The sequence below is a fragment of the Pseudomonas jinjuensis genome, from assembly GCF_900103845.1.
GTDB lineage: Bacteria > Pseudomonadota > Gammaproteobacteria > Pseudomonadales > Pseudomonadaceae > Pseudomonas > Pseudomonas jinjuensis.
In genome coordinates this window covers 196,251-208,646 of sequence record NZ_FNIJ01000003.1, presented here as the reverse complement: position 1 = coordinate 208,646, position 12,396 = coordinate 196,251, and the positions used below count along the sequence as shown (strand labels likewise).

Genomic DNA, 12,396 nt, shown 5'->3' with positions numbered 1-12,396 from the left:
CACGCCGCTCATGCCGTTTCCCGCCGCCAGCGGCTGAGCGCCACCGCGTCGTGGGCGTGCAGGCTCTCCGCGTGCACCACCCGCAGCTCGAAGGCGGCCACCTCCGGCCGTGCCGTCAGCGCCTGGTGCAGGCGGCGCGCGGCGTCCTCGCAGAACATCAGGTTCTGCCCGTTGGCCAGGGCGAAGGCCTGCTCGTCGGCGCGCTTCACCGCGGTCTGCACGGCGGTGCCGAGGCTGGTCTCGGCGCTGTCGATCAGCGCTTCCAGCGGTAGCGCGGCGAGCGTCGGCTCCAGCTGCAGGCGCAGGTCCGCCGTGCTGCGCTGGCTGTGCGGCGTGGCGACTATGCCCTGGCTGCCGCCGAGCCAGGCGCGCACGCCGGCATGGTCGAGGGGCCGGCCGGCGAAGTCGTCGTCGAAGCGTTGCTGGATCAGCTGCCGGGCCAGCGCGGCGGAGCAGGGACAGGTCGAGGAATAGGCGATCTGCATGCGCAGTTCGACCTGCAGCGCGTCGCCGTCCAGGCTGGCCAGCAGCTCGCAGGGATAGCGCTTCCAGCCGCTCAGCGGACTCACCAGCGCGGGACGCCGCAGCAGCGCGTCGAAACCCAGGTGCAGGCTGGCGCGCCGCGACAGCCCGGCATGGCTGGCGAGGAATTCCTCCAGCACCGAGTGCAGCAGCGCCGGGGTCAGCTCATGGCTTTCCAGGCGGCCGAGGGCCAGGTACAGGCGCGACATGTGGATGCCCCGCGCCTCGGCGGCGTCCAGGCTGACGCCGGCGTCGGCCAGCGCGGCGATGCGCTCGCCGGCCAGGCGGACCGGCACGGCGATGCCCTGCATGCCGACCCAGTCGAGGGCGATGGAAGTGGTCGCCGGCTGGCTGGCGATATCCGGAAGAACGAATGCGGTCATGGCGTGGCGTCGTCGGTTTGCGGCTTTTGAATTGTTATAATATAACATTAAAAAGACGCTGCCGGAGACCGCCGTGACCGAACAGGAACTGCTTGCCCAACCCGCCGCCGCCTACATGAGCGACGCGCAGCAGGCCTATTTCCGCGATTTGCTGCTGGCGCAGCGGGAGGCCCTGCGGGCGCGCATCGACGGCGAGTTCGGCGAGCTGCGCGACGACGAGCGGCCCAGCGACGAGGCCGACATGGCCAGCCGCGAGGAACAGCGGCAATGGCAGCTGCGCCTGCTGGAGCGGGAAAAGCGCCTGCTCGACAAGATCGACCACGCGCTGGAGCGCCTGGCCCGCGGCGAGTACGGCTGGTGCGAGGAGACCGGCGAGCCCATCGGGCTGCGCCGCCTGCTGCTGCGGCCGACCGCCACCCTCTGCGTGGAGGCCAAGGAGCGCCAGGAACGGCGCGAACTGCATCTGCGCGAAACCTGATGAACGACGAGAACACCACCGTGAACCGACTCCTTCCCGTTACCGTACTGTCCGGCTTCCTCGGCGCCGGCAAGAGCACGCTGCTCAACCATGTGCTGAAGAACCGCGAGAACCGCCGGGTGGCGGTGATCGTCAACGACATGAGCGAGATCAACATCGATGGCAGCGAAGTCCAGCGCGATGTCAGCCTGAATCGCGCCGAGGAAAGGCTGGTCGAGATGAGCAACGGCTGCATCTGCTGCACCTTGCGCGAGGACCTGCTGGAAGAGGTCAGCCGGCTGGCCCGCGAGGGGCGCTTCGACTACCTGCTGATCGAATCCACCGGCATTTCCGAGCCGCTGCCGGTGGCCGAGACCTTCACCTTCCGCGACGAGGCGGGCCGCAGCCTGTCCGATCTGGCGCGGCTGGACACCATGGTCACGGTGGTCGACGGGCTGAACTTCCTGCGCGATTTCCAGGCCGCCGAAAGCCTCGCCAGCCGCGGCGAAACCCTGGGCGAGGAGGACCAGCGCTCGATCACCGACCTGCTGATCGAGCAGGTGGAGTTCGCCGACGTCATCCTCATCAGCAAGATCGACCTGATCAGCCAGGCCGAGCGCGAGGAACTCGCCGCCATCCTCCGTGGGCTGAACGCCGAGGCGCAGATACTGCCGATGCACATGGGCCGGGTGCCGCTGGAGAGCATCCTCGACACCGGCCGCTTCGACTTCGAGCGCGCCGCCCAGGCGCCGGGCTGGCTCAGGGAGCTGCGCGGCGAACACGTGCCGGAAACCGAGGAGTACGGCATCGCCTCCCGCGCCTATCGCGCGCGGCGGCCGTTCCATCCGCAGCGCTTCCACGACTTCCTCAGCCGCAACTGGGACAACGGTCGCCTGCTGCGCTCCAAGGGTTTCTTCTGGCTGGCCAGCCGGCCGGGCGAGGCGGGCAGCTGGTCACAGGCCGGCGGGCTGGCGCGGCATGGGCATGCCGGCCGCTGGTGGCGCTTCGTGCCTAGGGAGGACTGGCCGCAGGACGAGGACAGTCTGCGCAGCATCATGCGCAACTGGCAGCCGGAGTGCGGCGACTGCCGCCAGGAACTGGTGTTCATCGGCCAGGGCATCGACTTCGAACGGCTGACCGCGGAACTCGACGCCTGCCTGCTGGACGACGAGGAGATGCAGCTGGGGATGGAGGGCTGGTGCCGGCTCGACGATCCCTTCGAAAGCTGGACCGAGGCGGCCTAGGGCTGCTGCCACTTGCCCTGGCTCTGGCTCGCGCAGAAGGGTTCGAGGAAGCGCGCGTCGCTGGCCACGCCGTAGTAGTGGATGTCCTGCCGGTAGGGCGTGTTCGGCACCCGGGCGTCGCGGCAGATGCCGAAGGCGCCGGCCGGGCAGCTGTCGGCGTAGCGCACCTCGACCTTCTGGCCCTGCAGCTGCGGCTGGCAGAAGCCGTCGCGGAACAGCTTCGCCGGGATGCTGCGGTTCTCCTGGCAGACCTTCACGTCGACGTTCCGCCCCTGGCTGTGCACGACGCAGGCCTCGCCGTGGGCGAGCAGGGGCAGGGCGGTGAGCAGGAGGAGAGCCGTCAGGCGCATGGATGACCGGTCCGCTGGAAGGAACGCAGGACTCTAGCGCTTTTCCCCGTGCACGTCAGGCGGCACCATAGGCCGATGCTCAGACAGATCCCCACCCATGTGATCGGCGGCCCGCTCGGCGCCGGCAAGACCAGCCTGATCCGCCACCTGCTCGGCCAGCGTCCCGCCGGCGAGCGCTGGGCGGTGCTGGTCAACGAGTTCGGCCAGGTCGGGCTGGATGCCGCGCTGCTCGCCACCGATGCCGACGGCGTCGCCCTCGGCGAAGTCGCCGGCGGCTGCCTGTGCTGCGTCAATGGCGTGCCCTTCCAGGTCGGCCTGTCGCGCCTGCTGCGCAAGGCGCGGCCGGACCGGCTGTTCATCGAACCCTCCGGCCTCGGTCATCCGGCGCAGTTGCTGAAACAGCTGCGCGAGCCGCCGTGGCAGGGCGTGCTGGCGCTGCAGCCGACGCTGCTGGTACTGGACGCGGCGGCGCTCGCCGCCGGCGCCGAGTTGCCGCAGAGCCAGCGCGAGGCGCTCGCCGATGCCGCCCTGCTGCTGCTGAACAAGGCGGAAGGACTCGACGACGCGGCGCGCCGGCGGGTGCAGGGGCAACTGCCGGAGCTGCCGCTGCGCTGGACCAGCCAGGGCGAACTTTCATTGAGCGAGCTGCCCATGCAGGCGGTCCCTGCCGAAGCAGCCGAGCCGCCGCAGGCAGCGGGCGCGGCGCCGGCCAGCGTGCTGCTGCGCGAGCATCCGCTGCGCCACAGTCATTCGGCGGACGGCCGGCATGCCGTCGGCTGGCGCTTCCATCGCGACTGGCGCTTCCGCCGCGCACAGCTGGACGCCTGGCTGGCCGGACTTGCCGGCCTGCTGCGGGCCAAGGCGGTGCTGCATTGCGAGGACGGCTGGCAGGCCTGCAACCGGGTCGCCGGCGACGGCGGCTGGCAGGACAGCGCCTGGCGCCGCGACAGCCGCATCGAGCTGATCTTCGACCGCGAACCGGACGCCCGGGCACTGCACGACGGGCTGCTACGCTGTGCCACGCCCCCGCCCGGCGGCTGAGGTTGCCCTTGTCGCCCTACTGAATGATAATAATTATCAGAAGATAGTGCTTCGTGCCCCCATTTTCGTAGGCCTTCCCCCATGTCGTCATCGCACTCTCGCTCAGCGGCGGGCATCGTTCTTTCCGCGTCCGCCGCCGACAAAACCGCATCCCCCGGCACCGGGGACGAAGGCCTGGCCCTGCCTCACGTCGCCGCCCAGCGGGTCAACGAGGCGACGCTGCGTCTGGTGAGCTGTGCCGGCAGCCGGCGGGACGAGGACGTCACCGCATGCGAGGAAGTGCTGATTCCCTACGCCGCCCCGGTGGAGGGCGTGGAAGAGGGCGAGGAGCCGAAGCGTTCCGCCGGCTGGGCGAAGTCCTCCGGGCTGGCCGTCGCCATGCACATCGCCATCGTCGGCGCGCTGGTGTGGGTGATGCCGACGCCGAGCGAACTCAACCTCGGCCACGGCGAGATGCCGAAGAGCATGCAGGTGAACTTCGTCCAGCTGGAGAAGAAGCCCGAGCCGACCCCGCAGCCGCCGGCCGCCGCGCCCGAACCCGTCCCGCCGCCGCCCGAGCCGGAACCGCCGAAACCCGAGCCGCCCAAGCCGGTGGAACCGCCGAAACCGGTGGAAAAGCCCAAGCCGAAACCCAAGCCGGTCGAGAAGGCCGTGCCCAAGGTCGCGCCCAAGCCGAAGCCGAAACCCAAGCCGGAACCGGAACCCGAGCCGGTGCAGGAGACTTCCGCCCAGCCGACCCCGCCCGCACCTCCGCCGCCGCCCGCCGCGCCGGTGGTCGGGCAGAGCACGCCCGGCGCGCAGACCGCCCCGAGCGGCGCCCAGGGCCCGGCCGGCCTGCCCACCGGCAGCCTCAACGACAGCGACATCAAGCCGCTGCGCATGGACCCGCCGGTCTACCCGCGCATGGCCCTCAGCCGTGGCATCGAAGGCCGGGTGAAGGTGCTGTTCACCATCACCAGCGACGGCCGCATCGACGACATCCAGGTGCTGGAGTCCATGCCGGTGCGCATGTTCGACAACGCCGTGCGCCAGGCCATGGCCAAGTGGCGCTTCGAGCCGCGCGTCAGCGGCGGCCGGATCGTCGCGCGGCAGGCGACCAAGGTGTTCTTCTTCAAGCTGGAGAGTCGGCGCTGAGCTGATTGTCCGGGGATACGAGAACCGCGCCATGAGGCGCGGTTTTCGTTTGTGGGTTGTTCGTAGGATGGGATGAGCGCAGCGATTCCCATCGTCGCGGCGGCATGGATATCGCTGCGCTCAACCCATCCTACGGGGCTGTAGGAGCGGGCCATGCCCGCGACCTGACATCCCCCGCCAGCATCTCCAGCGCCTCCCGCGCCCCACCCACCGCGATGCGCATCGGCACGCCCAGCATCAGGTTCAGCGGCAGGCCGAAGTCCTCCAGCGCATTGCCGTCGCGGTCGCGCCCCGGCTGCTCGCCGAGCCACTGCGGATGTCCGCGGCGCAGACGTTCCCGGTAATCCCCCGGCTCCGTCACATGCCCATACAGCCGCTTGCCCAGCGCCGCGGCGTAACCCACCTCGAAGCTGGTCCCGCTGTCCGGCTCGGCCCCGCGGAAGGCGTCGAGGTTGGCCAGCAGGCAGTCGGCCTCGGCGATCAGCGCGACGTTCGCCCGGTAGATCCACGCCGCCCGCTCCCGCGGCTCGGCCAGTTCCTCCGGCACCGCGCAATCCAGCGGATACAGCCCGCGGAAGCCGAATTCCGCGCACAGCGCCTTGAGCCGTTCGCCGTGTTCGATGGCATCCGGACGGAACACGTCGGGGCCGGCCAGGTAGATCTTGAGCATGGTCAGAGTCCGATGATCGACAGCATGAGGAAGGTGGCGAACAGCACGAAGTGGGTCATGCCCTCGATGGCGTTGGTCTTGCCGTCGTGCAGGTTGAAGCCGGCGACCATCAGGGTGATGAACATCATGCCGGTCTGCAGCGGCGTCATCGCCATCTGGATCGGCTGGTCGCGCAGCAGCGCCAGGGTCTCGATCACCGGCACGGTGAGGATCACCGTCGACAGCGAGGCGCCGAGGGCGATGTTGACCACCGGCTGCATGCGGTTGGCCAGCGCGGCGCGCAGGGCGGTGAGGATTTCCGGGCTGGCGGAGATCGCCGCCACCAGCAGCGCCGGCAGGATCGGCGGCACGCCGCTGCCCTCCAGACCGACGTCCAGCGCCTTGGACATCACCTCGGCCAGCGCGCCGATCAGCACCACGCCGGCCACCAGCAGGATGCTCGACTGTTTGCCGCTGCCGTGTTCGACCGGAACGCCGTGGCTGTCGCCGTGGGTGGCGTAGTTGTAGGCGAAGAAGTAGCTGTGCAGGCCGACCTGCATGCGCAGGAACAGCGCATAGAGCATCACCATGCAGCCGATGGTGAACAGCGAGTAGAGCTTCCACATCGGCGCCGGGATCAGCTCGGGGATGACCATGGAGATGCCCACCGCGGTGAGGATCATGGTCACGTAGGTCTTGCCGGAATCGTCGTTGTACGACTGCTCGCCATGCTTGAGCCCGCCGAGCAGCGCGGCGAGGCCGAGGATGCCGTTCATGTCGAGCATCACCGCCGCGTAGATGGTGTCGCGGGCCAGGGTCGGCGAATGGTTGTGGCCCATCATGATCGCCAGGATCACCACCTCCACCAGCACCGCGGAGAGCGTCAGGATCATGGTGCCGTAGGGCTCGCCGACCTTCTCCGCGAGGATTTCCGCGTGGTGCGCGACGCGCAGCGAGACGCCGATGATCGCCGCCAGCAGCACCACCGCCACGCTCCCGGCCAGCGCCTTGCCGCCGGCCAGCAGGCTGTGTTCCAGCGGGTAGACCAGCACGGCGAGCAGCAGCGCGACGATCAGGAGTTTTTCGTCTTTGAGCAGGCGGAGCATGGGGCGCGATCCGTTGCGAAAGGGGCAAGGGTCATCTTAGCGGCAGCGGTTAAACTTTCCGGCAACCAGCCTGAAAAAAGAGACCTCATCATGCCCGAATGGATCAACGCCCTGCCCAAGGCCGAGCTGCACCTGCACCTGGAAGGCACCCTGGAACCGGAACTGCTGTTCGCCCTCGCCGAACGCAACCGCGTCGCGCTGCCCTGGGGCGACGTCGAGACCCTGCGCAAGGCCTACGCCTTCAACAACCTGCAGGAATTCCTCGACCTCTACTACGCCGGCGCCGACGTGCTGCGCAGCGAACAGGATTTCTACGACCTGACCTGGGCCTACCTGCAGAAATGCAAGGCGCAGGGCGTCGTCCACGTCGAGCCGTTCTTCGACCCGCAGACCCACACCGATCGGGGCATTCCCTTCGAGGTGGTGGTCAACGGCATCCAGGCGGCGCTGCGCGCCGGCGAGCAGCAGCTCGGCATCCGCCACGGGCTGATCCTCAGCTTCCTCCGCCACCTGTCCGAGGAGGAGGCGTTCAGGACCCTGGAACAGGCGCTGCCGTTCCGCGACGCCTTCATTGCCGTCGGCCTCGACAGCTCCGAGGTCGGCCACCCGCCGCGCAAGTTCCAGCGCGTGTTCGAGCGCGCCCGCGCCGAAGGCTTCCGCGCCGTCGCCCATGCCGGCGAGGAAGGCCCGCCGGAGTACATCTGGGAGGCGCTGGACCTGCTCAAGGTGGAACGCATCGACCACGGCGTGCGCGCCATCGAGGACCCGGAGCTGATGCGGCGGATCATCGACGAGCAGATTCCGCTTACGGTCTGCCCGCTGTCGAACATCAAGCTCTGCGTGTTCGGCCACATGCGCGAGCACAACATCCTCGACATGCTGGAACAGGGCGTGAAGGTGACGGTGAACTCCGACGATCCGGCGTATTTCGGCGGCTATGTGGCGGAGAACTTCCAGGCGCTGCACGAGCATCTCGGCATGACCGAGGCGCAGGCGCGCAAGCTGGCGCAGAACAGCATGGATGCACGGATGGTGTAGGAGCGGGCCATGCCCGCGACCGTTGTGGTGCCGCGTCTGTCGCGGGCATGGCCCGCTCCTACAAAGGCAGCCCCGCGCGGCACCGCAAAAATAAAAAAACGGGCTTGCCATTCAGGGATTGGCAAGCCCGTTCGCAAACGTATCGGCTCTCTACAGGGGATGCAGGGAGCCTGACGCGCCCCTCAGGCGTAAGGCCCGAACTGCGTCAACGTTGCAATCAAGCCGGGTCCGCGAGCGCGCCCGAAGCGCGCGCGGATGGTTGGCGGCCGGAGATCCTGTGGGCGTCGCCCGCCGGGGCGGTGCCGCGGTCGTAGGGCCTGGCCAGCAGCATGTAGACCAGGCCGGCGCCGAGCACCACGGCGGTGGTCAGGATCATCGAGTAGTTCATGTACCAGGGCGCATCCGGAGTGCGCGGCCAGACCATGTTGGTGATCGCGGCGACGCCGTAGACCAGCGCGGCGACGTTGACGATCAGACCCCACTTGCCGAGGCTGAACTGGCCGCTCGGCAGCCAGCCCTTGGCGCGGGCGATCAGCGCGGCGACCACGATCAGCTGGAACGACACGTAGATGCCGATGGCGGCGAAGCCGACGATGGTGGCCACGGCGTCGGCCATGAACAGGCCGAGGCAGACGATGGCGGCCGGCATCACGCCAGCCACGATCAGCGCGAAGGCCGGTACGTGGTTGTCGTTCAGGCGCTTGAGCATGCCGCTGCCGACGATCATCTCGTCGCGGGCGTAGGCGAACAGCAGGCGGCTGGCGGCGGCTTGCAGGCTCAGCACGCAGGAAACGAAGGAAACCATCACCACCGCCATCACCAGCTTCGAGCCGACCGGGCCGAAGGCGTTGGCGAGGATGGTGTTGACCGGGTCGGTGTCCTCGCCGTTGATCACGGCCTGGATGTCCGGCACCGAGAGGATCAGCGCCAGGCAGGCGAACATCGCGGCGGCGCCACCGATGTAGATGGTCATGCGCATGGTCTTCGGAATCATCCTGCCCGGGTTCGGGGTTTCCTCGGCGACGTCGCCGCAGGCCTCGAAGCCGTAGTACTGGAACAGGCCCGCCAGGGAAGCGGCGAGGAAGGCCGGCCAGTAGCTGCCGTCGATACTGATGTCGAAGGTGTTGAACAGCACGCTGAAGTCGTTGTGGCGCTCGAAGATCAGCAGGTAGCCGCCGACCAGCAGGGCGCCGCCCAGCTCGCAGATGAAGCCGAACATGGCGACGCGGGCGAGCAGCTTGGTGCCGCTGAGGTTGAGCACGGTGGAGATGGCGATCAGGCCGAGGGCGATGGCGATCGCCGCGTCACCGTGCATCTCGAAGCCGAGCATGGCGGCCATGTACGGGCTGGCGCCCACGGCGATGCCGGCGATCGACGCGCACAGCGCCCAGGCATAGACCCAGCCCACCATCCACGCCCAGCGCTTGCCCACCAGGCGCCGCGCCCAGGGGTAGACGCCACCGGAAATCGGGAACTGCGAAACCACTTCGCAGAACACCAGGCACACCAGCAGCTGGCCGAGGCCGATCAGCAGGTAGGTCCAGAACATCGGCGGACCACCGGCGGCCAGGCACAGGCCGAACAGGGTGTAGACGCCGACCACCGGCGACAGGTAGGTGAAGCCGAGGGAGAAGTTCTCCCACAGGCTCATGCTGCGTTCGAAATTGGAGCTGTAACCGAGTGCCTTCAACTGCTCGGCGTCGTGATCGACGGCCGCAGCTGCACGCGAGGCGGGGGACCCACTCATAATTATTTTCCTCATTGAGTTTTGGGCAGAGCAAAACCGGCGGGCCGCAACCGGTCCGCCGGTACCCTCATCGGGCTGTTGTTCCTGGTCAGACGCGAGGCATCACTTGCCGTCGTCGTACTGGGAGAGCCACTCCACCGCCGCGTCGCGGTAGCGGGTGAAGCCCTTGTAGTCCACCAGGTCCTGCTTCAGGGACTTGAGCACGCGGTGCATGCGCTTGGCCCAGGCCGGGTTGGTGGCGATCTCTTCCAGGCTCAGCAGGTAGGTGCGGATCGGGAAGACGATGGCGTTGCTGCGCGGCAGGCGGTGCAGCGGCTGCAGCTCGATGCGCAGGTAGACCAGCTTGCCGGCGTTCTCGGCGGTCACCGTGGCGCGGTCCGGCGCCCAGTCCGGCAGGCTTTCGGCGGAAACGTCGAGGCGCGGGTTGACGGTCAGCGACCAGTTCAGGCGGCGCACCGGGTGGCCGATGCGCAGGCGCAGAAGGAACTTCAGCGCGCGGTCGAGCATGCCGGTTTCCTTCACCAGCGGCACCGGGCCGTGGTACTCGTGCCAGGCCATGCCGAGGTTGAAGCGCAGCGAGTAGTCGGCGCGCTGGGTGGCGATGCCGGCGCCCCAGTACAGGGTGCCGTCCTTCTCTTCCTGCAGCACCCAGTCGCCCTGGGCCTGGCGGGTGATGTACTCCATCGGCTCGTAGGGCAGAGTGGCGCAGTCGCCGAAGGTGAAGGTGTCGTCGATGTTCAGCAGCTTGTTGGTCCAGTGCCAGCGCGCGCCGTCCTTTTCCAGGGTGAAGTACTCCGGGTAGTCGCGGGCGTAGGACTCCATGATCAGTTCGAGCAGGTCCCACTGCGCTTCCATCATGTGCGGCGCGGAGACGTAGTGCATGCCCGGGTCTTTCTCCAGGGTGATCGCACGGTCGCGGCATTCGCTGATGTAGTGCTCGTCGATGTCGAACGCGGCGCGGAAGGCACCGTCACCGACCGAGACGTGCGGCTCCAGGTTCATCGAGTACATGTACTCGTCGTCCGGGAACGGGAAGGGCGCGCGGGCGATGCACTCGGGGCTGTTGGCGAAGGTGTAGTCGTCGCGATAGGTTTCGTCGGGGCGGAACTGGATAGTCATGATTCGTTCTCCGGCACTCAGGCGTCGATGACCAGACGCGAGCATTTCGCCCGCGAAATGCAGGGCATGATCTTCTTGTTGGCGGCTTTCTCTTCGTCCGACAGCCAGTCGTCGGTGTGCAGGATCTCGCCGTCCAGCTCCAGGACCGCGGTCTCGCACTCGCCGCAGGCACCGCCGCGGCACAGGTAGGGCAGATCAAAGCCGGCGGCTTCCACCGCTTCGAGGATGCTCTGGTCCGGCGAAACCTCGATGGTGGTGTTGCTGCGGCCGAGGATGACGCTGAACGCCTCGCCGCTGCTGCCCTGTTCGAGGAACTTCTCGTAGTGGATGTGGCTGTCGGTCCAGCCGTGGGCGCGGGCGCTGGCGATGGTGTCATCGATCATGGTGCCCGGGCCGCAGACGTACACGTCGCTGCCCAGCGGGCGGTCGGCCAGCACGGCGGAGATGTCCAGCTTCTCGCCCTGGTCGAAGTGGTACAGGCGCACGCGGTCGCCGTACTCGCGCTGCAGCTCCTGGCCCAGGCGCGCGTGTTCGGCGCCGCGCACGGCCAGGTGCACTTCGAACGGCTTGCCGGTCAGGCGCAGTTCGGCCAGCTGCGAGCACACCGGGGTGATGCCCACGCCGCCGGCGATGAACAGGTGCAGGCGCGCATGCTTGCTCAGCGGGAAGAGGTTCACCGGCAGCTTGATTTCCAGCTCGTCGCCTTCCTTCACCTTGTCGTGCATCGCCTTCGAACCGCCACGGCCGGTTTCGACACGACGCACGGCGATCTGGTAGGAGCTGGAGTCGTACGGCGAGCTCATCAGCGAGTAGGCGTTGCGGTGCACGCCGTCGGCATGCGGGATCAGCACGACGATGTTGCTGCCGCCGGAGAACGGCGGCAGGTGCGTGCCGTCGGTGGAGACCAGGGTGAAGCGGCGGATGTCCGGGGTGACGTCCTCGGTGCGCGCGACGCGCACGCGCAGGGTTCCGTTGTTCTGGATCATGTGTCGAGCTCCTCGGCTTCCGGCAGCTCGCCGGGGACTTCGGCATCGGCCTTGACCGCCTGGAAGGCGGCCAGGCGGCGGGAATAGTGGTCGCGCACCACCAGCATCACCTGGCAGCTCGGGCACTCGAAGACGCGCTGGGTGACGTTCTCGGTGTAGCTGTCGCAGTGCACGCACCAGACGCGGCGGACGAACGAGCCGCAGTGTTCGCGCAGCACTTCGTCCCTGTTCAGGTTGCAGGCGTCGGCGGCCTGCATGGCGGTGCCGATGAAGCTTTCCGAGCCGGAGAGGTACAGGCGGGTGCCCATCCGCGCTTCTTCGAGCTGCACGCGCAGGGCCTCGACCAGCGCCTGGTTGCTCGGGAATACCTGGATCTCCAGGTTGCCGATGTCGCGCAGGGCTGCCAGGTGGTTCTGGCCGGAGAAGGATTCGGTGGAATAGAGCACGCTGATCGGCGCGGTGCGCGGCATGTCCGCCAGCAGACGCAGCATGGCGCTGCCACCGCTGCCCTGGCCGGCGACGATGTGCCGCTTGCCGCCTTCGAGCGGGCGCAGGTCGTCGTAGACGGGCCGGCTCTTGATACCTGTGATGAGCATTGTTGTTGTGCCTCCAGAACTACC

General features: G+C 68.1%; 13 protein-coding genes. 5 read left to right on the top strand and 8 right to left on the bottom strand.

Annotation, left to right across the window (positions count from 1 at the left end; translation table 11 throughout):
- Nucleotides 1-8 precede the first annotated feature (8 nt).
- Nucleotides 9-905: a GTP cyclohydrolase FolE2 gene (folE2, locus tag BLR75_RS05385; protein WP_084311554.1), complete on the bottom strand. Its 897-nt coding sequence runs from the start codon at nucleotides 903-905 to the stop codon at nucleotides 9-11.
- A 73-nt stretch (nucleotides 906-978) separates the two neighbouring features.
- On the opposite strand from folE2, the gene dksA reads away from it, so the two are divergent.
- Both dksA and zigA read left to right on the top strand, forming a co-directional pair.
- A complete protein-coding gene (gene dksA, locus BLR75_RS05380) occupies nucleotides 979-1,383 on the top strand; it encodes an RNA polymerase-binding protein DksA (RefSeq protein WP_084311555.1) in 405 nt (134 codons plus the stop codon).
- Between the two features lie 20 nt (nucleotides 1,384-1,403).
- Complete coding sequence (gene zigA, locus BLR75_RS05375; protein ID WP_084311602.1) at nucleotides 1,404-2,606, top strand: zinc metallochaperone GTPase ZigA; 1,203 nt, start codon at nucleotides 1,404-1,406, stop codon at nucleotides 2,604-2,606.
- On the opposite strand, the gene BLR75_RS05370 is transcribed toward zigA, so the two are convergent.
- Entirely contained in the window at nucleotides 2,603-2,956 is a 354-nt protein-coding gene (locus BLR75_RS05370) for an NADH:ubiquinone oxidoreductase (protein ID WP_084311556.1), read from the bottom strand. The two genes, zigA and BLR75_RS05370, sit on opposite strands and share 4 nt — an antisense overlap.
- A gap of 75 nt (nucleotides 2,957-3,031) precedes the next feature.
- Here BLR75_RS05370 and BLR75_RS05365 point away from each other — a divergent pair, with 75 nt between their 5' ends.
- Complete coding sequence (locus BLR75_RS05365) at nucleotides 3,032-3,997, top strand: CobW family GTP-binding protein (RefSeq protein WP_084311557.1); 966 nt, start codon at nucleotides 3,032-3,034, stop codon at nucleotides 3,995-3,997.
- A gap of 81 nt (nucleotides 3,998-4,078) precedes the next feature.
- Nucleotides 4,079-5,131 (top strand): energy transducer TonB, encoded by a 1,053-nt coding sequence (locus tag BLR75_RS05360; protein ID WP_084311558.1) that lies wholly within the window; start codon nucleotides 4,079-4,081, stop codon nucleotides 5,129-5,131.
- A 130-nt stretch (nucleotides 5,132-5,261) separates the two neighbouring features.
- On the opposite strand, the gene BLR75_RS05355 is transcribed toward BLR75_RS05360, so the two are convergent.
- Both BLR75_RS05355 and BLR75_RS05350 read right to left on the bottom strand, forming a co-directional pair.
- Nucleotides 5,262-5,801 carry a nucleoside 2-deoxyribosyltransferase gene (locus BLR75_RS05355; RefSeq protein ID WP_084311559.1) on the bottom strand — a complete coding sequence of 180 codons (540 nt, stop codon included), beginning with the start codon at nucleotides 5,799-5,801 and terminating at the stop codon, nucleotides 5,262-5,264.
- A 2-nt stretch (nucleotides 5,802-5,803) separates the two neighbouring features.
- Complete coding sequence (locus BLR75_RS05350) at nucleotides 5,804-6,886, bottom strand: calcium:cation antiporter (RefSeq protein WP_084311560.1); 1,083 nt, start codon at nucleotides 6,884-6,886, stop codon at nucleotides 5,804-5,806.
- 90 nt (nucleotides 6,887-6,976) lie between these two features.
- On the opposite strand from BLR75_RS05350, the gene BLR75_RS05345 reads away from it, so the two are divergent.
- Entirely contained in the window at nucleotides 6,977-7,924 is a 948-nt protein-coding gene (locus BLR75_RS05345; protein WP_084311561.1) for an adenosine deaminase, read from the top strand.
- 217 nt (nucleotides 7,925-8,141) lie between these two features.
- Here BLR75_RS05345 and BLR75_RS05340 read toward each other — a convergent pair whose 3' ends face one another.
- The 4 genes from BLR75_RS05340 to BLR75_RS05325 form a co-directional block, all read right to left on the bottom strand.
- Nucleotides 8,142-9,671: an APC family permease gene (locus BLR75_RS05340; protein WP_084311562.1), complete on the bottom strand. Its 1,530-nt coding sequence runs from the start codon at nucleotides 9,669-9,671 to the stop codon at nucleotides 8,142-8,144.
- 102 nt (nucleotides 9,672-9,773) lie between these two features.
- Nucleotides 9,774-10,790, bottom strand: a complete 1,017-nt coding sequence (locus BLR75_RS05335) for a heme-dependent oxidative N-demethylase family protein (protein ID WP_084311563.1) — start codon at nucleotides 10,788-10,790, stop codon at nucleotides 9,774-9,776.
- A 17-nt stretch (nucleotides 10,791-10,807) separates the two neighbouring features.
- Complete coding sequence (locus BLR75_RS27180) at nucleotides 10,808-11,776, bottom strand: PDR/VanB family oxidoreductase (protein ID WP_084311564.1); 969 nt, start codon at nucleotides 11,774-11,776, stop codon at nucleotides 10,808-10,810.
- Nucleotides 11,773-12,372, bottom strand: a complete 600-nt coding sequence (locus tag BLR75_RS05325; protein ID WP_084311565.1) for a dimethylamine monooxygenase subunit DmmA family protein — start codon at nucleotides 12,370-12,372, stop codon at nucleotides 11,773-11,775. Before BLR75_RS05325 ends, BLR75_RS27180 begins: the two co-directional genes overlap by 4 nt.
- Nucleotides 12,373-12,396 lie beyond the last annotated feature (24 nt).